The sequence below is a fragment of the Streptomyces sp. NBC_00887 genome (assembly GCF_045207585.1).
This window is the reverse complement of the sequence record NZ_CP108788.1, coordinates 1,400,002-1,421,674: the sequence shown is the minus strand read 5'-3', so window position 1 is coordinate 1,421,674 and position 21,673 is coordinate 1,400,002. Positions and strand designations below refer to the sequence as shown.

The window sequence follows — 21,673 nt, the reverse complement described above, 5'->3', positions numbered from 1 at the left end:
TCCGCGCGACGCCGTCTCCCCGAGTCGGACGGCGTCCCGCAGCTCTCGGCCTGGCTCAGCTCTCGGCCAGGATGTGTGAGAGCTCCGTATCCAGATCGAAGTGACGATGCTCGGTGCCCGGCGGAACCGCGGCGTCGGTCCTCTTCAGGAACGACTCCAGGGCCCTTGCCGGAGCTTCTAGCAGGGCTTCTCCCTCCGGGGAGCTCAGTGCGATGCAGACGACACCCTGGCCGTGACTACGTGATGGCCAGACGCGGACGTCTCCGGTGCCGGTGGGCCGGTGCAGCCCCTCGGCAAGGAGGTCACGGGCGAAAACCCACTCGACCGTCTCCTCCGCTCCGGTGTGGAAGGTGGCGTGCACGGCATAGGGATCGGCCGTGTCATACCGCAGGCCCGCGGGTACAGGCAGTGAGGACTCGCTCGACACAACGAGGCGCAGGTGCAGCTCGCAGCTGACCGTGGTGTTCATAAGCGCCAGGGCCTTTCGCTCAGTGTGCGCTCGGGGATTCGCACGTCGGCGAAATCGACATGCCACCTACGGTGGTGTTGTAAACCCCTCTGACCTATTTGTGATGCTTCGGGCGTGTTGTGGGGCGGTGTGTAACTTTGGGTGATGCGTCCATTCCAGTGACCGACACCGTTCGGGTAGGTTGGGGTTCATGAATGCGGAGAGTGACGAGCGGAGCGAGGTCGCCTCACGGCCGGCCGCGGAGTCCGCGACGGGGGATGCGGCGCAGGCCGAGAGGGAGCTGGGCTCGCGGGCCCCGGGGTTCATCAAGGCGTCCCGGCTGTTGCACGTGAGCTGGCAGGTCGGCATCTTCGTCGTCGGCCTCGCGGTGGTCGGAGCGGGCATCGTGATGCTGCCGCTGCCGGGCCCCGGGTGGCTGGTGATCTTCGGGGGTATGGCGATCTGGGCGACGGAGTTCGTCTGGGCGCAGCTCGTCCTGCGCTGGACCCGGCGCAAGGTCACCGAGGCTGCTCAGCGCGCCCTCGATCCCGAGGTGCGGCGGCGCAACATCATCCTCACCACGGTGGGGCTCGTGATCATCGCCGTACTCGTCGGGATCTACGTCTGGAAGTTCGGGATCACCATGCCGTGGAGGATCGACCAGTGACCCGTCGATGGTCCGGAGACACCGCTGACATGGGGTAATGTTTGCGGTGCGCCGGGGCGATTAGCTCAGTGGGAGAGCGCTTCGTTCACACCGAAGAGGTCACTGGTTCGAACCCAGTATCGCCCACCCCGTACCGATGGCCCGGAAGCTTCACTCGAAGCTTCCGGGCCATCGGTGTTTTCGCGTACAGGTGTTCGGCGGGCCGGGCGTTCCGCCGATTTTCGTCCTAACCGTTGACGAGCCGGGTGCCGCTCCTTACTTTGACCCAGCAAGCGCTTTCTAAAACGATTCAATGCGATGGTGGGGGCAAGAGATGTCTCGGAACAACGGCATGGACCGGCGGCAGATGCTGAAGCTGGCCGGCCTCTCGGCGGCCGGTCTCGGACTGACCGCAGCTGGTTGCGGCTCGGGCGGGAGCGGCAGTTCCGGGGGTACGGTCACCATCCGGCACTCCTGGTGGGGCGCCGACGACCGGGCGAAGAAGGTCCAGCAGTGCGTCGCCCTCTTCGAGAAGAAGCACCCGAAGATCAAGGTGAAGACGGACTTCCAGCAGTACCCGGACTTCTGGAAGAAGTTCAACACGCAGGCGGCCGGCGGCAACGCCCCGGACGTCATCCAGAACGCCGTGACCTTCCTGCGCAAGTACGAGGCGAAGAACGTCCTCCTCGACCTCAGCCCCCAGGTGGAGAAGGGCAACCTCAGCCTCGACGGTTTCCGTTCCGGGCTGGAGAAGTTCGCGGAGGTCGACGGCAAGCTGCTCGGCGTACCGGTCGGCAGCAACTCGATGGCCCTGGTCATCGACGAGAGGGTCTACGAGAAGGCCGGCATCGCCCCCGAGATCGGCTGGACCTGGGACGACTGGTACGCGGGCCTGCAGAAGATCAAGAACGGTCAGAAGATCGCCGGTGACGCCGGACCGCACGGCGTGATGTACCTGTACGACCTGATACTCCGCCAGAACGGCAAGGCCTTCTTCACCGAGGACGGAATGGGCTTCGGCGAGACCGAGCTGCTGCCGTACTGGACCGAGGCCCTGGAGCGGGTCAGGTCGGGTGTCTACGCCGACCCCAAGAAGGTCGAACAGATCAAGCCCGCCTCCGCGACCGCCAAGGGACTCTCCGCCGGTGAGTTCACCTGGGACAACTTCTCGGTCCGCTACAGCGCCGAGGGCAAGAGCAGCTACGGCCTCGCCCCCATCCCCAGCACCGACGGCAAGAAGACCGGCCAGTACCTGGGTTCGCTGATGCTCAGCGGCACGGCGCGCACCAAGCACCCGGCCGAGGTGGCCACCTTCATCGGCTTCATGACCCACGACCCCGCGGTCGCCAGGATCATGGGGTACGACCGCGGCGTACCCGCCACCACCGCCCAGTTCGAGGCCTACGAGCCCACCGACGCCCCCAGCAAGGCGATCGCCGCGTACGAGTCCGCGATCGCCGGCGCGGGCATCCTGGAGCCCATCACACCGCACCCGGCGGGCGCCGACGTGATCGAGGCGGCCTTCCTGCGCATCTCCGCCGACCTCTCCCTGGGCAAGGCCTCGCCGAAGGACTCCGTGAAGCAGTTCTTCTCCGAGGCCAAGACCGCCCTCGCCTCGAACTGAGAGGTACCGTGGTGACTCACATCCAGACCTCCTCGGGCGCACGCGCGTCCGGGGGCGACCGGTCCGCGGAGAAGCGGACCGGTCCCGTGGGAAACGCGCCGCCTGCCGGCCCCGAGCGGGCCGGCAGCCGCGAGAACCTGGCCGGCTACCTGTTCATGTCGCCCTGGATCGCGGGCTTCCTGTTCCTGGTCGCCGGGCCCATGGTGTTCTCGCTGTACCTCTCGTTCACCGAGTACAACCTGTTCGAAGCCCCGCGCTGGATCGGCCTGCAGAACTTCACCGACATGTTCGCCGACCCCCGGTGGCGCCAGTCGGTCGAGGTCACCTCGTGGTACGTACTGATCGGCACCCCGGTCAAACTGGCCGCCGCACTCGCCGTCGCGATGCTGCTCGCCCAGAAGCGGTGGGGCCAGTCCTTCTACCGGGCGGCCTTCTACGCCCCGTCCCTGATCGGCGCGAGCGTTTCGGCGGCCATCGTCTGGCGCGCACTGTTCTCGGACGACGCCCTCGTCGACCGTACGCAGAAGGTGTTCGGTGTCGAGGTGGGCGGCTGGATCGGCGACCCCGGGATGATCATCTACGCGCTGATCGCCCTCACCGTCTGGCAGTTCGGCGCCCCGATGGTCATCTTCCTGGCCGGTCTCAAGCAGGTCCCGCGGGAACTGTACGAGGCGGCCGAGGTGGACGGAGCCGGCCGATGGCGCAGGTTCTTCCACATCACCCTGCCGATGATCTCGCCGGTGCTGTTCTTCAACGTCCTGCTGGAGACCATCCACTCCTTCCAGATCTTCGGCTCCGCCTACATCGTCAGCAACGGCAGCTGCGGACCGGCCGACGCGACGCTCGTCTATACCTGCTACCTGTACGAACAGGGCTTCGTGAACAGCCGGATGGGCTTCGCCTCCGCCATGGGATGGCTGCTGCTCGTCGCGGTGGGCCTGGTCACCGCCGTGCTGTTCTGGTCCCAGAAGCGCTGGGTGCACTACGAGGAGGGCGGCCGATGAGTCTCCTGCACGCAGCCGTACGACGCCGGGGACCCGGCGCATTCGCCTGGCACCTCGGTGCACTCGTCATCCTCGCCGTGGTCCTCTACCCGGTGGTGTGGACGATCGGCGCCTCGTTCAAGCCCAGCGCGGACATCATCGGCGCCCTGGACCTGTTCCCGGCCGACCCCATCACGGACAACTACACCCGGCTCACCGAGGGCATCGCCGACATCCCCATCTCGACGTTCTTCCTGAACTCGGCCTACATCGCGGTTGGTTCGGTCATCGGCGTGGTGCTGTCCTGCTCGCTGACGGCGTACGCCTTCGCGAAGGTCCGCTTCGCCGGCCGCAACGTCATGTTCGCCATCATGATCGGCACCCTGCTCCTGCCGTACCACGTGCTGATCATTCCGCAGTACGTGCTGTTCCAGAAGCTGGAACTGATCAACACCTTCACGCCGCTGCTCATCGGCAAGTACCTCGCCACCGACGCCTTCTTCGTCTTCCTGATGGTGCAGTTCATGCGTGGGCTGCCCAAGGAGCTCGACGAGGCCGCGCGGCTCGACGGCTGCGGACACCTGAGGATCTACTGGTCGATCGTCATGCCGCTCTGCCGGCCCGCGCTCATCACCAGCGCCATCTTCACCTTCATCAACGCCTGGAACGACTTCATGGGCCCCCTGCTCTACCTCAACGAGCCGGACAAGTACACCGTCTCCATGGGGCTGAAGATGTTCATCGACCAGGACGCCGTGGCCGACTACGGCGGCATGATCGCCATGTCGCTGGTCGCCCTGCTGCCCGTGCTGGCCTTCTTCCTGGCCTTCCAGCGCTACCTGATCGACGGCATGGCCACCTCCGGTCTGAAGGGCTGAGGCCACCGTGACGACGAAGTCCCGCACCGCGGAACGGCGTTCGCGTGTCATGGACCGTTTCGGCCTGTTCTCCGAATGCCTGCTCACCGGCGTATGGATCGCCGTCGCCGCCCTGCCGCTCCTCACGTTCCCCGCGGCCTTCGCCGCGGGGACCCGGCACCTGCGCCGCCATCTGGCGGGCGAGCAGGGCGGCCTGCGGGAGTTCGTCACCGACGCACGCGCCGCTGCCCGCGGCGGCTGGCTCGTCGGCGTGTCCGTGTGGGCGGCCGCAGCCCTGCTGTGGCTGGACCTGTCGGCCGTACGAGCCGGGCTGCCCGGCGGCCCTTTCGTGGGCGCCGTCGGCATCCTCGCCCTGATCGGCTACCTGGTCGCGGTCGTACGCGCCGCCGCGTGCTGGGAGCCCGGCGACAACTGGCGGTCCCTCCTCGCCGCCGCGGGCCGCCGCACGGTCCGCGACCCGGCCGGCTCCCTCCTGCTCGTCTGCGGGATGGCCGTCGTCGTGCTCTCCGGCGCACTGGTACTGCCGCTCGCCGTCCCCGTCCTCGGGGCCGTCGCCGCCGCGGCCACCGCAGTCGAGGCCCGCCGGCTCGCCCGCTGAGACCCCCGTACCGCCCTTTCGATGTCCCCCGTCCGCACGGAGAGAGGCACAACCATGTCCAGGATGCCCCGCAGAACACTCCTGAAGGCCGCAGCGGCGGCCGGCGCAGCCGCCCAGTTCAGCTGGTCCTTCGGCGCCACCACCGCAACCGCCGTCCCGGGCGCGGAGAACACCACCGAGCCCGTCCCCCTCACCTGGCTCGAGTCCGGCGGCCTCGGCGCCGCCCCCGGATCCACACTCGGTGTGCCCTGGCCCAAGGGGCAGTACGCGAAGGACCAGACGTTCGCGCTGGCCACCGAGGACGGCAAGGACGTCCCCGTACAGACCTGGCCGATCGGCTACTGGCCCGACGGCTCGCTCAAGTGGACCGCGCACGCGGTCGGCCCCGAGGTCACCGCGAAGAAGTTCGCACTCACCACGGGGACGCCCGCCGCCCCGGAGAAGAAGGTCACCGTCACCCGGGCGGGCGGCACCCTCACCGTCTCGACCGGGGTGATCACGGCCAAACTCGGCACCAACGGCTCGGCACTGGTCACGTCCGTCACCCGCGGCTCCACCGAAATCGCCCGCAACGGCCGGCTCGTCCTGCTGCGCCAGGGCGAGATCGAGGACGGCGACCAGGGCAACGAGAAGTACGAGCGCTTCGAGAGCGTCATCGAAGCCGCCGAGACGGAGCAGGACGGCCCCGTCCGTGCCGTCGTCCGCATCGACGGCAAGCACCGCAAGGGCTCCCGCTCCTGGATGCCGTTCTCCGTACGGTTCTACTTCTACGCGGGCGCCGACTCCTTCCGGATGATGCACACCATCACCTACGACGGCACCCAGGAACCCGGAAAGGCGAGCGGCGACTTCATCCGCGGCCTCGGCGTCCGCTTCGGCGTCCCGATGCGCGACGCCGCCCATGACCGCCACATCCGCATCGGCGGCGACGGCACCGGCCTCCTGCGCGAGGCCGTGAAGGGCATCACCGGGCTGCGCCGGGACCCCGGGGCCGCCGTGCGCGAGGCACAGTTCGCGGGCCAGAAGCTCCCCGACCCCGCCACCTGGGACCAGCGGGTCACCACCCGGCTCCAGTACATCCCCGAGTGGGGCGACTACACGCTCTCCCAGCTCTCCGCCGACGGTTTCGGGCTGCGCAAGCGCACGAAGAAGGGCCATGGGTGGATCCCCGCCGGAGGCGGCACGCGGGCCTCCGGCTTCGGATACGTCGGCGGGCCGAGCGGCGGACTCTCCTTCGGACTGCGCGACTTCTGGGAGAAGCACCCCGCCCAGCTGGACATCCGCGACGCCCAGACCGACGAGGCCGAGGTCACCCTCTGGCTCTGGTCACCCGAGGCCCGGCCCATGGACCTGCGCTTCTACCACGACGGCATGGGACAGGACACCTACGCCGAACAGCTCGAAGGCCTCAACATCACCTACGAGGACTACGAACCCGGCTTCGGCACCCCGTACGGCATCGCGCGGACGAGTGAACTCCTCTTCTGGGCCAACGAGTTCACCCCCACCGCCGAGACCCTCGCCCAGCAGGTCGACGCCGTACGCACCCCGCCCCAGCTCGCCGCGCCGCCCAAGCAGCTCATCAAGGCCAAGGTCTTCGGCGGGCTCTTCGCCGAACCCGACCGGTCCACCGCCGCCAAGTCGAAGATCGAGGACCATCTGGACTTCCTCTTCACGTACTACAAGGACCAGGTGGAGATGCGCCGTTGGTACGGCTTCTGGGACTACGGCGACATCATGCACACCTACGACCCCACCCGCCATCAGTGGTGCTACGACGTCGGCGGCTACGCCTGGGACAACTCCGAGCTCTCGCCCGACCTGTGGCTCTGGTACGCGTACATGCGCTCGGGCCGCGCCGACATCTACCGCTTCGCCGAAGCCATGACCCGGCACACCGGCGAGGTCGACGTCTACCACCTCGGCAGGTGGGCGGGACTCGGCACGCGCCACGGCGTCCAGCACTACGCCGACAGCGCCAAGCAGCAGCGCATCGCCAACACCACCTACCGCCGAATGTTCTACTTCCTCACCGCGGACGAGCGCGTGGGCGACCTCATGCACGCCAATGTCGACTCCGACGAGACCTTCCTCGCCCTGGACCCCATCCGCAAGATCCGCACCGAGCCGTACACCCCCGACCGGCACGCCCTGTCCATCGGCTTCGGCACCGACTGGAGCGGCCTCGTCTCCGCCTGGCTCACCGAGTGGGAGCGCCGCGGCCCCAAGTGGGAGAAGGCCAGGGACCGGGTGCTGTCCACCATGGAGACCATCGCCGCCCAGCCCAACGGCTTCGTCCAGGGCGTCGGTCTGTACGACCTCGACACCGGGAAGTTCGCGATAGCCGAGAAGCCCGCGGTCGGTGTCTCGCACCTGTCGGCCATGTTCGGCCTGGTCGAGCTCAACGCCGAACTCATCGACATGATCGACATGCCGGAGTTCGAGGCGGCATGGATCGACTACTGCCGCTACTTCAACGCCACCAAGGCGGAACAGACCGCCCGCTACGGCAGCAACTTCGGCACCCTGCTGCTGTTCCAGGGCCACTCCCGCCAGGACGCCTACGCCGCCGTACGAACAGGAGACGTCACCCTTGCCACCCGGGCGTGGAAGCAGTTCTACAGCAGCGCCGACACGTGGGACTACAAGGAGACCACCGACTGGAGCACCCACAAGGTCGAGGGACCGACCGGACCCGTACCGGGCAGTGAAGCGGCCTGGGTCAGCACCAACTCCACCGCCCTGTACGGACTCGCGGCGATCCAGAACCTCGCACTCGTCGGCGACAAGATGCCCTAGGGTTCTTCGTTCGGGTCAGGCCGGATCAGGGTGCCGGGCCCCGCGAGCCCGGCATGATCCGAACGAGAGGCCCTAACGCATCCGGCCGAGGCTCTCCCGCACCCGGCGCGCGTCGCGCAGCCGCTGTTCGTACGTCGCCCCGAGTGCGAGCAGCAGCAGCCCGGCGAGCGCCGGGGGCGCCCAGCGGGGGAGTGCGTCGAAGACCTGGACGACATGCGGGGCCAGCTCGTGGAGCCCGACCAGGGCCAGGACCGAACCGCCCAGCACCAGGGGCGCCTGAAGCCGGAAGCGGGCGCCCACCAGCGTGACCACGAGCGCCGCCATGCCCAGCAGCAGGGGCCGCAGCCAGTGCGGATCGACCCACGCCACCACGAGGCTCGGTACCATCGTCATCGAGAGCGCGGGGCCGTACGCCACCCAGGAGGACGCGGCCGGGTCCGTGCGACGGCGCAGGTACCCGACCGCGAACGCGATCACCGACACCGGCAGGGTGTAGGCCTCCGGGTCCGACACCTCCGAAGCCGCCAGCCGCACCCACGCGGCCATCACGAACAGCACCGCCGCCAGGTGCCCCGCAACCGGCCGGCGGTCCGGCCGCACCGCGGTACCCGCGGCCAGCACCCCGCACAGCGCCAGCACCAGAGCCAGGAAGGGCGCGTCCGTCACCGCGAGCCCCACGGCCACCACCGCTCCGAAGGCCCCGGTGAGTTCCACCGTCGACGCCACGGCGGCCACCCGTAGCCGTGCCCCGAGCAGCACCGTCACCGCGGGAACGACCAGGACCAAAGGAGCGGCGTGCGGCGCGCTCCACCCCAGCGAAGCCCCCGCCGCCGAAACAGGCACGATCGCGCACAGGACGGAGGCACCGGCGAGGACCGACTGCACCGCAGCCGCCCCCGACCGGGCCGCCGCACCCGCGAACAGCACCGACAGTCCCACGAACACCGCGTACGTGGCCGGTTCGGCGGCCAGTGCGAGCAGGCCCGCACTCACCGCGCCCACGAGCGCGCACACCAGAGCGGTGAACGAAAGCGCACCCGCCCCCGCCCGCACGGCGACCGCCAGCAGCCCCGTCACCAGCAGCAGTTCCACGCCCACCGCCACCGCGTACGGCACGTCCATCACAGCCGGCAGCGCCAGTGCCGCACACCAGCCCAGGACCATCGCGCCGGCCGCCGCGGCGACACGCCACCCCGGCCGGGGCGACAGCAGCGCGCCGCATACCCGGTCCCACCCGGCGTGCAGAGCCGCAAACAGGCCCGCCACCAGTACCAGCACCACCGGCGAGGCAGCCGACTCCGGCCACGGCATCGACGGTCCCAGGGCGCCCCGGACGCTCCCCGGCGCCCCGGCCCACACATCGGTCAGCAAGGACACCGGCCCCAGCAGCACAGCCGCCACCGCAGGCAGCGCCCACAGCACCGCACCCGCCGTCACCGCCGCGGACGCCACCAGCACACCCCGGCCCACCGGCTGCGGAACCCGCACACGCACCACCGCCGTCAGCGCCGCACCGCACAGCAGGTACACCACCACCGACCAGTTCCACGGCAGGCCCGTACGCAGCACACCGCCCACCCCGGCCACCGCGGCGAGACCCGCCACCACACCCGCGGCACCGGCCCACTCCTTCGGCGCGCGCCACGCCGCGAACAGCGCCACCACCGCACCGGCCAGCAACAGCGCACCCGGGCCCGCGGCCGCGAGCGGTCCATCGGCCGACACCGACTGGCCCAGGCCGATCAGCATCGCGATCAGCCCGGCCGACGCCGCCCCGACGCCCGCCGTGATCCGCACCGCGAGTCCCCGGCCACGCAGCGCCACCGCGACATCCGCGGCCGCGGTCACCAGCAGCGCCCAACCGAAGACCGCTGCCTGCGCCCCGGCGGACCACGCCCCGAGCACCAGCGGCAGTTGCCCCGCCACCACGGCAGCGGGCAGCGGCATCCGCAGCCGCCCCAGCGCCAGCCCGTACGCCGCCCACAACGCGGTCAGCACCGCGGACGCGACCGCCGCGAAGCCGAGCCTGTCCGTGTCCGGCACGGCCACCGCGTGCAGCGCGTACGCGTCCAGAACCGTCAGCACGAGCGCCAGTACCGTCAGCGCCTCCGCCGTCGCGGACAGCTTGCGCCTCAGCAGCAGCGCGGGAGCCACGAGCGCGGCCAGCGTCACCGTCGCCAGCACCGCCGAACGGCCGGCGATACCCATCTCGCCCCAGCTGAACAGGGTGAACGCGATCGCCGCGATCGTCAGCAGCAGACCACCGAGGACCAGCAGCACGTTCTGTACACCGGACGCACCGGACGCCGGGGCTGCGGCGGCGGCGCCGACCGGCGGCCCCCAGCCGAACGGCGCGGCGGGAAGCCGCCCGGGAGGTGCCGCGAACGGAGGCGGGGCGACCGGCGGGCGCAGCACGCCCAGCAGCCAGGCGCGGCGGTTCAGCAGCTGCAGCCGACGGGCGTCGAGCCGGACAAGTTCTTGGTCGAGGAGCGCCAATTCCTCGGCGGGTGGCGGCACATGTTCCATGAGGGGAGTGTGGCGCCGACCACACGCTCGTACATGCGCTCGGATACTCAGTTCCCGCCATGAGTAGGTCCGGCACGCGCAGACTGGACCCATGGACTGGAACCACTACCGCTTCACCAGCGTCTGGGACCTGCCCGCCGCTCCCGACACCGTGTACGTGGCCCTGGAAGGCGCCGAGGACTACCCCCGGTGGTGGCCGCAGGTCCGCGAGGTCACGCCCGTCGACGACACCTCCGCCACGACGCGCTTCCGCTCCTTCCTCCCGTACGACCTGGTCGTGACCGTCAGGCAGAGCCGCCGCGAGCCCGCGTCCCGGATCCTCCAGGCCGCCATGACCGGTGATCTCGAGGGCTGGGTCCGCTGGACCGTCACCGCGCACGACGGCGGGAGCCGGGTGCTCTACGAGCAGGAGACCGTCGTCCGCAGGAGGCTGCTGCGCCGCCTCGCCGTGCCCGGACGCCTCGTCTTCCGCGCCAATCACACGCTGATGATGCGCGCCGGACGCCGCGGGCTGGCGGCATGGCTGCAAGGAGTTTGAACGTAGCCCGCCGGGCCCTGTATGGTTCAACCCGTTCCCGGGCGATTAGCTCAGTGGGAGAGCGCTTCGTTCACACCGAAGAGGTCACTGGTTCGAAACCAGTATCGCCCACCCGGGAAAAGCCGGTCCGTCAGCACCATCGACGGACCGGCTTTCGCGTACCGGCCCGGATCAGGCCGCCGCCGGCAGCTCCGGACGCAGCGGCCACGCCGGATCCACAGCCTCCGCCTCGCCGTTCTTCTCGAACCACGCCTGCAGACCGCGCGCCTGCGCCGCGTGCCACACCGCCTGCAGCGAATGCAGCTCCGCCGGCGACAGCCGCTCCAGCCGGGCGGAGAACCGCCGCCCCACCGCGCGCACCAGCTCCAGCGACGCCGCCGCGTCGGCCGCCGCGTCATGCGCCCCGTCCAGCACCACCCCGTACAGCTCGCACAGATCCGTCAGCGTGCGGCGGCCCTTGCGGTAGCGGTCCAGGTGTTTGTCCAGGACACGTGGGTCCAGCACGCACAGGGGCGTGTTCTGCAGATACGCGCCCAGCGACGACGCCCGGTGCCGCTTCAGCTCCCGGTCCAGCAGCGTCAGGTCGAACGGCGCGTTCATCACGACGAGCGGCCGGCCCGTCGCGCACTGCTCGGCCAGCGCCCTCGCTATCTCCTCGACGACCGGTGCGGGCCACCGGCCGTTGCGCTGCAGGTGGTCGTCGGTCAGACCGTGGATCTCGGTGGCCCCGACGGGTACCGGTATCCCCGGATTGACCAGCCAGCGGGTGACGCGAAGGCGTCCGCCCGCGGTGTCCTGGACGACGAGAGCGGCCGAAACGATCCGGTCCTCCTCGACGTTCACGCCTGTTGTCTCCGTGTCAAAAGCGGCCAGCGGCCCTTCGAACCAGTGCATCATCCCCGAACTCCTCGCCCCTGCGCGGCAGATGACGGGATTCCTCTGCCCGATTCGGTGATACCCGGGCCCTTTGCCTGATACGCCGTTTGCGGGCCGTCTCCTGCGGTGACAACACAGGAGACGGGAAAGGAAGTTGGCCGTCCCGTCAGCGGAGACCGGGCAACCGGTCGGCACAGCCCGGAAGGCACACGGAGCCATGGCGCTCGCGCAGCCGAACCCAGGGGGTCCCGCCCGCGCCGAGGACTACGGGGGAGGACCGCCGCCGCAGCGGATGGCACCACCACTGCGCGGCACACTCGCCACCACCGCCTGCATGGAGACCCTCCAGGTGGGCTACTTGCACGCGGTAGCGGCCGCGGCGGGGTGTTCCCTGTCGCAGCCCTTTCCCGACAACGGCATCGACTGGCACGTCAGCCACGGCGCCCCCGACCACACCGTCGACGACGAAGTGACCATCAAGGTGCAGCTCAAGTGCACCTACCAGATTCCCCCGCACCCACCTGGCGCGGCGTTCTCCTTCACGCTCGACAACGCCCACCTCGTGAAGCTCGCACGGACACCCGTGTCGGTGCACAAGATCCTCGTCGTGATGATCGTGCCCCGCAGCCAGGACGACTGGCTGCGGGCCGGGCACGACCGTCTCGACCTGCGGCACTGCTGCTACTGGACCAACCTGGCCGGCCACGCGGTGACGGGCCGGCACAGGACCACTGTGCGGATCCCGACCTCGCGGATCTTCGACGACCGAGCACTCTGCGAGATCATGGCCCGGGTCGGGGCGGGAGGGAGACCCTGATGCACCGGTCGATGGACGAGCCCGCCGGCGGGACGACGCCGGCGGGCACACGCGCGCACCCGTACGCCGAGGACGTGGACCAGGGGCCCGACCCCGCCCTCGTCGACCCGGCCGTACTCGGCACGCTCCTGCGCCGGCACGGATGGCGCCGTCGCGGGGGAGCCGCCGGGCGCTACAGCCGGTGGACCCCGCCCGGTTCCGCCGCGGGCACCAGCCTGCTCGTGCCCGACACCGCCGCCTACCCCGACAGTGAGGACCTGCTCGCCGAAGCCCTCACCGCGCTCGCCCGCAGCGCCGCGCCGTCGGCACGTGACGTCCTGGTCTCCCTCGCCGTGCCGAGCGACGAGATCCGCTGGTGGCGCGATGTCCCCGAGGAGACCGCCGGGGCCGCGGGCTGGACGGAGGCCGAACAACTGCGTACGGCCGCCCGGCAGATCCTGCTCGCCGGAGCACTCGCCGTACGCGGCCTCGCCGGCTACCACGGCGCACGCCACCGCGGGAAGGCGCGGGCGGCCCTGGACGGCACCCTCGTCGGACCCGCGCCGGGCGGCCGTCGGCTCACGGTCTTCGTCCCCGTCGCCTCCGGGAGGGCCGTGGCCGTACAGCTCTACCAGGCGCTGCACGCCACCAGGGAGGCCGTCGACTACCAGCGCGCCACCGGGGGCATGGAAGCGTTCGACAGCGCCGTCGCGGCCGGGGTCAGCAGGGAGCTGACCGAGGCGGTCGTCGCTCTGGTCCGCGGATCGGAAGGCACCAGGATCACGCTGGACTGGGCACCCGCCGCCGGAACGCCCGAAGGCTGCCCCGCACGGCCCGAGCCCGTCGAGTTCTCCCCGGGGGACCTGCCCGCCCTGCGCCTGGCAGGGGTGCGCTACCTCCAGGACGAGCCGGCCGTCCCGGTACGGATCACCGGGGCCGTCGTGCGGCTGCGCCGCTCCGGGCCGCGCGGCCCGGGCATCGTGCGGCTGCGGGTGCTCGCCGGGGCCGAGGTCGCGCACGTCCGGATCGAACTCGACGAGGAGGCGTACCGGATCGCCGGCCACGCCCACCTCGTCGGCCTGCCGCTGCGGGTCGAGGGCCGACTGGAGAACCGCGGCGGCTTCCGGCGGCTCACCGGAGCCTCGCAGGTCGCGCCCGTCCAGGTGGACGAGGCGGAGCGGGACCGGCTGATGAAGTCGCTCCAGGAGAACGTCGACTTCTTCGAGGAGGCGTGCACGGGGGACGAGGGATAGCCCCCGGGGTACCCCCGCGGTATCCCTTTCGCGTCCGGGGCCTCCGGCTCGGTACGATTCCTCTTGCGCGCAGAGGAATGCGACGCACCCCCTCAGTCAGGAGAGACCGGTGTCAGACGTCCGTGTGATCATCCAACGCGATTCCGAGCGGGAAGAGCACGTGGTGACGACGGGAACGACGGCCGGCGAGCTCTTCCCCGGACAGCGCACCGTCGTCGCCGCACGGGTCGAGGGGGAGCTGCGGGACCTCGCGTACGAGCTCAAGGACGGCGAAGTCGTCGAGCCCGTCGAGATCTCCTCCGAGGACGGCCTCAACATCTTGCGGCACTCCACCGCGCACGTGATGGCCCAGGCCGTGCAGGAGCTGCACCCCGACGCCAAGCTGGGCATCGGCCCGCCGGTCAAGGACGGCTTCTACTACGACTTCGACGTCGAGAAGCCGTTCACGCCCGAGGACCTCAAGGCCATCGAGAAGAAGATGCAGGAGATCCAGAAGCGGGGGCAGAGGTTCTCCCGCCGGGTGGTCACCGACGAGGCCGCCCGTGAGGAGCTCGCCGACGAGCCGTACAAGCTGGAGCTCATCGGCATCAAGGGCTCGGCCTCCTCGGACGACGGCGCGGACGTCGAGGTGGGCGGCGGCGAGCTGACCATCTACGACAACTTCGACGCCAAGACCGGCGAGCTGTGCTGGAAGGACCTCTGCCGCGGTCCCCACCTGCCCACCACCCGGTTCATCCCGGCGTTCAAGCTGATGCGGAACGCCGCGGCGTACTGGCGGGGCAGCGAGAAGAACCCCATGCTGCAGCGCATCTACGGCACCGCGTGGCCCACCAAGGACGAGCTCAAGGCGCACCTGGAGTTCCTGGAGGAGGCCGCCAAGCGCGACCACCGCAAGCTCGGCAACGAGCTGGACCTCTTCTCCTTCCCCGACGAGATCGGCCCCGGCCTCGCCGTCTTCCACCCCAAGGGCGGCGTCATCCGCCGGGCCATGGAGGACTACTCGCGGCGCCGCCACGAGGAGGAGGGCTACGAGTTCGTCTACAGCCCCCACGCGACCAAGGGCAAGCTCTTCGAGAAGTCGGGTCACCTGGACTGGTACGCCGACGGCATGTACCCGCCCATGCAGCTCGACGACGGGGTGGACTACTACCTCAAGCCGATGAACTGCCCGATGCACAACCTGATCTTCGACGCGCGAGGCCGTTCCTACCGCGAACTTCCGCTGCGGCTCTTCGAGTTCGGCACGGTGTACCGGTACGAGAAGTCGGGTGTCGTCCACGGGCTGACCCGCTCGCGCGGCTTCACCCAGGACGACGCGCACATCTACTGCACCAAGGAGCAGATGGCGGAGGAGCTCGACCGGACGCTCACCTTCGTCCTGAACCTCCTGCGCGACTACGGGCTGACCGACTTCTACCTGGAGCTCTCCACCAAGGACCCGGAGAAGTTCGTCGGCTCCGACGAGGTCTGGGAAGAGGCCACCGAGACGCTGCGCCAGGTCGCCGAGAAGCAGGGCCTGCCCCTCGTCCCCGACCCGGGCGGCGCCGCGTTCTACGGCCCGAAGATCTCGGTGCAGTGCAAGGACGCCATCGGCCGTACCTGGCAGATGTCGACCGTGCAGCTCGACTTCAACCTGCCGGAGCGCTTCGACCTGGAGTACACCGGCCCGGACGGCACCAAGCAGCGCCCGGTCATGATCCACCGCGCGCTGTTCGGCTCCATCGAGCGCTTCTTCGCGGTGCTGCTCGAGCACTACGCGGGTGCGTTCCCGGTATGGCTGGCCCCGGTCCAGGCGGTCGGCATCCCGATCGGTGACACCCACATCCCGTACCTCCAGGAGTTCGCCGCCGAGGCACGGAAGAAGGGCCTGCGGGTCGAGGTGGACGCTTCTTCGGACCGCATGCAGAAGAAGATCCGCAACCACCAGCGCGCCAAGGTGCCGTTCATGATCATCGTCGGTGACGAGGACATGAACGCGGGCACGGTGTCCTTCCGCTACCGCGACGGTTCGCAGGAGAACGGCATCGCCCGCGACGAAGCGATCGCCAAGCTCGTCGACGTGGTGGAGCGACGCGTCCAGGTGTGATCCTGCCTGAGGAGAGGCCCCCGGTGAGCTACGCGCTCCCCGAGGGCCTCTTCTCGTCCTCCCGGGCGAACACCTGCAGCAGCCACGACGAGAACGAGCCCGTCACCGCCCCCAGCAGGGCCAGCCCGCAGACCATCAGTCCCGTCGCGACGACCCGGCCGCCGAACGTGATCGGCACGGCGTCCCCGTACCCCACCGTCGTGAGCGTCGCGCACGCCCACCACACCGCGTCGCCGAACGTACGGATGCTGGCGTCCGGGGCCGTGTGCTCCAGGTGGTACACGGCGAGCGACGCCGAGAAGCCGAGCAGCACGGTCGTGAGCCCCGCGTAGGCGATCACACGGGCGTACAGGCTCAGCCGCGGCTCGTCCCGGCGCTTCTGGACCGCCGTGTAGATCTGGACCACACGCAGGGGGCGCAGCAGGGGCAGCGCGAGTACCACGGTGTCCAGCACGTGGGTGCGTACGAAGTGCCGGCCCAGGCCGCTGAGGCGGAGCCGTACGCCGTAGTCCACCGCGAAGAGCAGCCAGGTGGCGGCGACCAGGGCGAGGGCGATGTCGGGCCACGGTTCACTGTCGTGGGGGGCCAGGACGCGTACCGCGTAGCCGGTGAGGAAGACCAGCGCCGCGACGAAGAGCGGGACCTCCGTGCGCTGCTCCCATTCCGTGAGCCGGACGGGTACGGAAGAGTCGGAAGGGGCGCTCATGGCCCCAGCATCGCGGTGCGCTGCCCGGCCGGGCCCCGGCGACACGCTCCGCCGGGGTGAAGCAATATGCTGACCGGCATGACGAGTGAGCCGGAGCAGCAGATCGGAGTGGGGACGCCCGACGCGTTCCAGCGCCTGTGGACGCCCCACCGGATGGCCTACATCCAGGGTGAGAACAAGCCGAACGGTCCGGGGGCCGAGGACGGCTGTCCGTTCTGCGTCATTCCCTCCAAGTCGGACGAGGACGGGCTCGTCGTCGCGCGCGGCGAGAAGGTCTACGCCGTGCTCAATCTGTACCCGTACAACGGCGGGCACCTGATGGTCGTGCCGTACCGGCACGTCGCGGACTACACGGAGCTGGACGGTCCGGAGACGGCCGAACTCGCCGACTTCACCAAGCGGGCGATGGTCGCGCTGCGGGCGGCATCCGGAGCACACGGGTTCAACATCGGGATGAACCAGGGTGCGGAGGCCGGGGCGGGAATCGCCGCGCACCTGCACCAGCACGTGGTGCCGCGCTGGGGCGGGGACACCAACTTCATGCCGGTCGTCGCCCACACGAAGGTGCTGCCCCAGCTGCTCGGGGACACCCGGGCGATGCTGGCCGGTGTGTGGCCGGCCGAGCAGCCCTCCGGCTGAGTTCTCCCCGCATCGCACGCGTGGGCGCCCGCGGCCGGGTGGCCGGGGGCGCCCACGGTCGTGCCGTCACGCGTCGTAGACGTCGGCCTTCCGCGGTGCCGGGTCCTGGACGAGACCGCTGAGGATCATGGATCGGTTGTCGAAGCGTTCGGTGTCGACGCCGTTCTCCTTCAGGACCCGCATGGCGGCGGAGTGCACGGATCGCAGGACGGGGGTGGCCGCCCGCATGGCGTCGTCGGCCATGAAGCGGTGGCCCCACGGCTTGGCGGCCCAGGCGTGGCGCAGGCCGAAGGGCTCGGGCAGGACGATCTTGCCTCCGAGGTAGTCGAGCAGCGGCGGGTACCAGGTGAACGGGGCACGCAGCGCGAGCCTGACGACTTCCTTCGCCTTGACGAGGGGGAGCGTGACCTTGCGGGTCTCCCAGAACTTGACGGCCTTCTTCACCGTCTTCGTCTTGGCCTCCGGCTTGGAGAGGAAGAGGGAGTGGACCGGCCCAAGGGCGTGTCCGGTGACCTCGATCCGCAGGGTCTCGTGGAGCACGGTGACGGTGATCAGCATGGTGATCACCAACTGGCCGTCCCAGAGGGTGAACTGGACGCCCAGGTAGTGCCGGTCCCCGCTGCCGAACTGCTGGTGGTTGCAGATCCGCTGTATCTCGTGCGGCTTGACCTGGAAGGTGGCGACGTCCTCGCCCGCGGGGCGCGAGACGGAGTCGGCGTTCTCACCGACGGGCGACACGATCCAGTGCTTGACGGAGGGAGTGGGGAAGCCTCCGGTGTTCAGCGGGCCGCGCTCCAGCATCTTGAGCTGGTCGTGGATGACCCTTATCAGGTCCCAGCTGCGGAACTGGTGGATCTCCTTGGCGGGGTCCTTGGGTACGAGCTCCTCGGCGAGCTGCCAGCTGCCCCAGCGGGTGCCCATGCCGAGGATGCCCTTGGGGCCGGCGTAGAAGACCGCGTTGGACTGCTGTTCGGCGGAGAGCTTCTCCAGGCCCTGGCGCAGGGCTTCGCGGGCCGTCTCGTTGGGGTTCTTCGGTACGGCCTCGGGGATCTTGGCCCTGACGCCGGTGCCGGAGAGGAGCCCCTCCCAGCGGTCGCGCATGTCCTTGGCGGACGTCTCCGCGATCCGCTTGGCGAGCAACCAGCCGATGACCGGGGCGACGACCATGGCGCGGAGATAGAGGGCCAGGAGTCCGGTGACCGGCATGGCGACCAGGAAGATGATGGCGATGACGCCGACGGCGACGAGCAGGACGCCGCCCAGGGACTGGAAGACCTTGTCCTTGGAGTTGTTGAGGGAGTCACGTAGCCGGAAGGCCAGGACCCACAGGATCAGTCCGGGCAGGAACGCGAAGCCGAAGAGAGCCGTCACCAGGGTCAGCCGGGTGTCGCGCGCCTTGCGCAGCCGGGTGGCGGACAGGCAGTGCTCGACGACGGTCTGCGGGTCGGTGCCGAACGACTGGATGAGTGCCTTGCGGTCGCCCCCGAGCGTGCGTTCCTGGACGGCGCGGGAGAACGCCTCACCGAGATTCGGCTTGAAGTAGTCGGACTTGAAGAGCTTGGAGTCGCCCGGCTTCACCTCGGACTTGTGCCACTCGCTGTTGGCCTTGAGGATCTCCGACACATCGCTGTCGCGGTATGCGGCGGAGGCGAGGGCGTTGGTCGCCACCGCCTGTCCGGCCGAGCCCTGGACAGGGATCTGCGCGCCGGGAGAGAAATCGAATCCGTTGCTGGCCACTCTGCCGCCCCCACTTGACGCCTGGTCTGCTCCTGCGGCTTTCCCAACTACCGTACGTCGCACACCTTCTGAGCTGGGACCACAGCGTATCGTCCGGATCGCGACGCCGCCCGGCTGTGGGGGCCGGGGCGGGTTGGCAGGTGTCAATTCCGGTCAGCTAGGTGACGTCTGTGCCGTTTTCCTGCTCTTTGCGGATGCGGTCGGCGAGTTGGGGTGGCATGGCCTCGTGCCGGGCGTACGCCCGGTCGAATCGTCCGGTGCCGTGCGACAGGGAGCGTAGATCGACCGCGTACCTGCCGATCTCGATCTCGGGCACCTCGGCGCGTACGAGGGTCTGCTCCCCGGCCGCCTGCTCGGTGCCGACCACCCTGCCGCGCCGGCCGGCGAGATCGCTCATGACGGCCCCCACGTAGTCGTCGGGGACCAGCACCCGGACCTCGGCGACCGGTTCGAGGAGCTGGATGCGGGTGTCGGTGGCCGCCTCACGCAGTGCCAGGGCGCCGGCGGTCTGGAAAGCGGCGTCGGACGAGTCGACCGAGTGCGACTTCCCGTCGAGCAGGGTGATGCGGACGTCGACGAGCGGGTGCCCCGCCGCGACGCCGCGGGCCGCCTGGGCGCGCACGCCCTTCTCGACGGACGGGATGAACTGGCGCGGCACCGCGCCGCCCACCACCTTGTCGACGAACTCGATGCCCGTACCGGGAGGCAGCGGCTCCACCTCGATCTCGCAGATGGCGTACTGGCCGTGGCCGCCCGACTGCTTGACGTGGCGGCCCCGCCCGACGGTCCGTGACGCGAACGTCTCCCGCAGGGGCACCCGGTGGGCCACGGCGTCGACCTGCACGCCGTACCTGCTGCGCAGCCGCTCCAGCGCGACGTCCGCCTGGGCCTCTCCCATGCACCACAGGACGACCTGGTGGGTGTCCTGGTTCTGCTCCAGGCGCAGGGTGGGATCCTCGGCGACGAGCCGGGCCAGGCCCTGGGAGAGCTTGTCCTCGTCGGCCTTGCTGTGCGCGCGCACCGCCAGGGGCAGCAGCGGGTCCGGCATGGTCCACGGCTCCATCAGCAGCGGATCCCCGGTGCCGGAGAGCGTGTCCCCGGTCTCGGCACCGCCCAGCTTGGAGACGGACGCGAGGTCTCCGGCGATGCAGTGGTCCAGGGGGCGCTGCTGCTTGCCGAAAGGGGAGGAGAGCGCGCCCACCCGTACGTCCGCGTCGTGGCAGGGGCGCGGCTCGTGCCCCGGGTCGGTGAGGCCGTGGCCGCACACGTGCACCGTGTCGTCGGGGCGCAGGGTGCCGGAGAAGACGCGCACGAGGGAGACGCGTCCGACGTAGGGGTCGGACGCCGTCTTCACCACCTCGGCGACCAGGGGCCCCTGCGGGTCGCATACCGGGGCGGGCCGCGGGGCGCCCTCGGGAGTGGTGACGGCGGGGAGGGTCCGTTCGAGGGGGGAGGGGAAGCCGCCGGTGATCAGGTCCAGGAGCTCGACCGTGCCGATCCCCTGACGCGCGCCGTCGACGGCCGGGGCCGCGGTGAGGACGGGGTGGAAGGCGCCGCGTGCGACGGCGCGTTCCAGGTCGTCGACGAGCGTCTTGGTGTCGATGTCGCCGCCGGCGAGGTAGTGGTCCATCAAGGTCTCGTCCTCGCTCTCGGCGATGATCCCTTCGATGAGCCGGTTGCGTGCCGCCAGGAGCGGTGCCCGCTCGTCGCCCGCGGGCGGGTTCTCCTTCCGCTCCCCGGAGGAGTAGTCGAAGATCCGCTGCGTGAGCAGTCCGGTGAGGCCCGTCAACGGCGCGTGCCCGTCAGGGGCCTCGGGGCCCTGCACCGGCAGATAGAGGGGAAGCACGGCGTCGGGGTCCTCGCCGCCGAAGAGCCGGCCGCAGACCCGGGTCATCTCGTCGAAGGAGGTGCGGGCGGTGTCCAGGTGCGTGACGACGATCGCGCGCGGCATCCCGACGGCGGCGCACTCCTCCCAGACCGCACGGGTGGTGCCCGCGACCGCGTCGGCCTCCTGGGCCGCCGAGACGACGAACAGGGCCGCGTCCGCAGCGCGCAGACCGGCCCTGAGTTCCCCGACGAAATCCGCGTAGCCGGGGGTGTCCAGCAGATTGATCTTGTAGCCGCCCCATTCGACGGGGACCAGCGAGAGCTGTACGGAACGTTGTCGGCGTTGCTCGATCTCGTCGTAGTCGGAGACGGTCCCGCCGTCCTCGACCCGGCCGGCCCGGTTGACCGCTCCCGCCGTGAGCGCGAGAGCCTCGACCAGAGTGGTCTTGCCGGAGCCGCTGTGGCCGACCAGTACCACGTTCCGTACGGAAGCGGGCCGGTCGGCCGTCGCTGCTCTGCCGGCGGCCCCGGTGTGTGTATGCGTCCTGTCGCCCATGATGCGTTCCTCCCGATCGGTGGGGCTGTGAGGCCCTGGGGAGTGGGGGTCACGGGCAGGAGGAGCCGACGCGGCTCCGGCAGCGCCCGCGTCATTCGAGCTTTCCACTCGCGCCGGGCCGCGTCCATATGTCGCACCCCGACGCCGGTGAGTTCCG

The 21,673-nt window shown here is 70.1% G+C and carries 17 protein-coding genes and 2 tRNA genes; 13 read left to right on the top strand and 6 right to left on the bottom strand.

The features are described from left to right. Positions 1-55 precede the first annotated feature (55 nt). A complete protein-coding gene (locus OG844_RS06390; protein WP_003959770.1) occupies positions 56-469 on the bottom strand; it encodes an SsgA family sporulation/cell division regulator in 414 nt (137 codons plus the stop codon). A gap of 190 nt (positions 470-659) precedes the next feature. Here OG844_RS06390 and OG844_RS06385 point away from each other — a divergent pair, with 190 nt between their 5' ends. The 7 genes from OG844_RS06385 (at position 660) to OG844_RS06355 (ending at position 7,976) form a co-directional block, all read left to right on the top strand. Continuing rightward, complete coding sequence (locus tag OG844_RS06385; protein ID WP_406388686.1) at positions 660-1,115, top strand: TIGR02611 family protein; 456 nt, start codon at positions 660-662, stop codon at positions 1,113-1,115. Between the two features lie 54 nt (positions 1,116-1,169). Next, positions 1,170-1,241, top strand: a tRNA-Val gene (locus tag OG844_RS06380). 187 nt (positions 1,242-1,428) lie between these two features. Further along, on the top strand, positions 1,429-2,718 hold the full coding sequence (locus OG844_RS06375) for an ABC transporter substrate-binding protein (protein ID WP_406388685.1): 1,290 nt from the start codon (positions 1,429-1,431) through the stop codon (positions 2,716-2,718). Positions 2,719-2,729: 11 nt separating this feature from the next. Then, complete coding sequence (locus OG844_RS06370) at positions 2,730-3,722, top strand: carbohydrate ABC transporter permease (RefSeq protein ID WP_406388683.1); 993 nt, start codon at positions 2,730-2,732, stop codon at positions 3,720-3,722. Then, positions 3,719-4,579 (top strand): carbohydrate ABC transporter permease, encoded by an 861-nt coding sequence (locus OG844_RS06365; protein ID WP_406388681.1) that lies wholly within the window; start codon positions 3,719-3,721, stop codon positions 4,577-4,579. The genes OG844_RS06370 and OG844_RS06365 overlap by 4 nt, the downstream gene beginning before the upstream one ends. 49 nt (positions 4,580-4,628) lie before the next feature. Next, a complete protein-coding gene (locus tag OG844_RS06360) occupies positions 4,629-5,177 on the top strand; it encodes a hypothetical protein (protein ID WP_406396019.1) in 549 nt (182 codons plus the stop codon). A 54-nt stretch (positions 5,178-5,231) separates the two neighbouring features. Further along, complete coding sequence (locus OG844_RS06355; protein ID WP_406388679.1) at positions 5,232-7,976, top strand: Tat pathway signal sequence domain protein; 2,745 nt, start codon at positions 5,232-5,234, stop codon at positions 7,974-7,976. Positions 7,977-8,048: 72 nt separating this feature from the next. Here the strand turns inward: OG844_RS06355 and OG844_RS06350 are convergent, their stop codons facing one another. Next, a complete protein-coding gene (locus OG844_RS06350) occupies positions 8,049-10,502 on the bottom strand; it encodes an SCO7613 C-terminal domain-containing membrane protein (protein WP_406388677.1) in 2,454 nt (817 codons plus the stop codon). A gap of 91 nt (positions 10,503-10,593) precedes the next feature. Here OG844_RS06350 and OG844_RS06345 point away from each other — a divergent pair, with 91 nt between their 5' ends. Both OG844_RS06345 and OG844_RS06340 read left to right on the top strand, forming a co-directional pair. After that, entirely contained in the window at positions 10,594-11,040 is a 447-nt protein-coding gene (locus OG844_RS06345) for an SRPBCC family protein (protein WP_406388676.1), read from the top strand. Positions 11,041-11,079: 39 nt separating this feature from the next. Next, positions 11,080-11,151: transfer RNA gene (locus OG844_RS06340), tRNA-Val, on the top strand. A gap of 60 nt (positions 11,152-11,211) precedes the next feature. Here OG844_RS06340 and OG844_RS06335 read toward each other — a convergent pair. Further along, positions 11,212-11,937, bottom strand: a complete 726-nt coding sequence (locus OG844_RS06335) for a 3'-5' exonuclease (protein ID WP_406388675.1) — start codon at positions 11,935-11,937, stop codon at positions 11,212-11,214. Positions 11,938-12,133: 196 nt separating this feature from the next. Here OG844_RS06335 and OG844_RS06330 point away from each other — a divergent pair, with 196 nt between their 5' ends. The 3 genes from OG844_RS06330 (at position 12,134) to thrS (ending at position 16,051) form a co-directional block, all read left to right on the top strand. Beyond that, on the top strand, positions 12,134-12,733 hold the full coding sequence (locus OG844_RS06330; protein ID WP_351180506.1) for a DUF4365 domain-containing protein: 600 nt from the start codon (positions 12,134-12,136) through the stop codon (positions 12,731-12,733). Further along, positions 12,733-13,965, top strand: a complete 1,233-nt coding sequence (locus OG844_RS06325; RefSeq protein ID WP_406388673.1) for a hypothetical protein — start codon at positions 12,733-12,735, stop codon at positions 13,963-13,965. Before OG844_RS06330 ends, OG844_RS06325 begins: the two co-directional genes overlap by 1 nt. A gap of 109 nt (positions 13,966-14,074) precedes the next feature. After that, positions 14,075-16,051, top strand: coding sequence for a threonine--tRNA ligase (gene thrS / locus OG844_RS06320; protein WP_351180501.1), 1,977 nt, complete (start codon positions 14,075-14,077; stop codon positions 16,049-16,051). A 28-nt stretch (positions 16,052-16,079) separates the two neighbouring features. Here the strand turns inward: thrS and OG844_RS06315 are convergent, their stop codons facing one another. After that, on the bottom strand, positions 16,080-16,757 hold the full coding sequence (locus OG844_RS06315) for a potassium channel family protein (protein ID WP_406388672.1): 678 nt from the start codon (positions 16,755-16,757) through the stop codon (positions 16,080-16,082). A gap of 66 nt (positions 16,758-16,823) precedes the next feature. Here OG844_RS06315 and OG844_RS06310 point away from each other — a divergent pair, with 66 nt between their 5' ends. After that, complete coding sequence (locus OG844_RS06310) at positions 16,824-17,396, top strand: HIT domain-containing protein (RefSeq protein WP_329212899.1); 573 nt, start codon at positions 16,824-16,826, stop codon at positions 17,394-17,396. A 66-nt stretch (positions 17,397-17,462) separates the two neighbouring features. On the opposite strand, the gene OG844_RS06305 is transcribed toward OG844_RS06310, so the two are convergent. Next, complete coding sequence (locus OG844_RS06305) at positions 17,463-19,133, bottom strand: hypothetical protein (RefSeq protein WP_406388671.1); 1,671 nt, start codon at positions 19,131-19,133, stop codon at positions 17,463-17,465. Positions 19,134-19,290: 157 nt separating this feature from the next. Next, positions 19,291-21,516: an elongation factor G-like protein EF-G2 gene (locus OG844_RS06300; RefSeq protein ID WP_406388669.1), complete on the bottom strand. Its 2,226-nt coding sequence runs from the start codon at positions 21,514-21,516 to the stop codon at positions 19,291-19,293. Positions 21,517-21,673: the final 157 nt, after the last annotated feature.

Excerpts from the sequence above, each read along its gene's own strand:
- OG844_RS06390 (WP_003959770.1), bottom strand. The coding sequence starts at position 469 with ATGAACACCACGGTCAGCTGCGAGCTGCACCTGCGCCTCGTTGTGTCG.
- OG844_RS06385 (WP_406388686.1), top strand. The coding sequence starts at position 660 with ATGAATGCGGAGAGTGACGAGCGGAGCGAGGTCGCCTCACGGCCGGCC.
- OG844_RS06375 (WP_406388685.1), top strand. The coding sequence starts at position 1,429 with ATGTCTCGGAACAACGGCATGGACCGGCGGCAGATGCTGAAGCTGGCC.
- OG844_RS06365 (WP_406388681.1), top strand. The coding sequence starts at position 3,719 with ATGAGTCTCCTGCACGCAGCCGTACGACGCCGGGGACCCGGCGCATTC.
- OG844_RS06360 (WP_406396019.1), top strand. The coding sequence starts at position 4,629 with ATGGACCGTTTCGGCCTGTTCTCCGAATGCCTGCTCACCGGCGTATGG.
- OG844_RS06355 (WP_406388679.1), top strand. The coding sequence starts at position 5,232 with ATGTCCAGGATGCCCCGCAGAACACTCCTGAAGGCCGCAGCGGCGGCC.
- OG844_RS06350 (WP_406388677.1), bottom strand. The coding sequence starts at position 10,502 with ATGGAACATGTGCCGCCACCCGCCGAGGAATTGGCGCTCCTCGACCAA.
- OG844_RS06345 (WP_406388676.1), top strand. The coding sequence starts at position 10,594 with ATGGACTGGAACCACTACCGCTTCACCAGCGTCTGGGACCTGCCCGCC.
- OG844_RS06335 (WP_406388675.1), bottom strand. The coding sequence starts at position 11,937 with ATGATGCACTGGTTCGAAGGGCCGCTGGCCGCTTTTGACACGGAGACA.
- OG844_RS06330 (WP_351180506.1), top strand. The coding sequence starts at position 12,134 with ATGGCGCTCGCGCAGCCGAACCCAGGGGGTCCCGCCCGCGCCGAGGAC.
- OG844_RS06325 (WP_406388673.1), top strand. The coding sequence starts at position 12,733 with ATGCACCGGTCGATGGACGAGCCCGCCGGCGGGACGACGCCGGCGGGC.
- OG844_RS06315 (WP_406388672.1), bottom strand. The coding sequence starts at position 16,757 with ATGAGCGCCCCTTCCGACTCTTCCGTACCCGTCCGGCTCACGGAATGG.
- OG844_RS06310 (WP_329212899.1), top strand. The coding sequence starts at position 16,824 with ATGCTGACCGGCATGACGAGTGAGCCGGAGCAGCAGATCGGAGTGGGG.
- OG844_RS06300 (WP_406388669.1), bottom strand. The coding sequence starts at position 21,516 with ATGGGCGACAGGACGCATACACACACCGGGGCCGCCGGCAGAGCAGCG.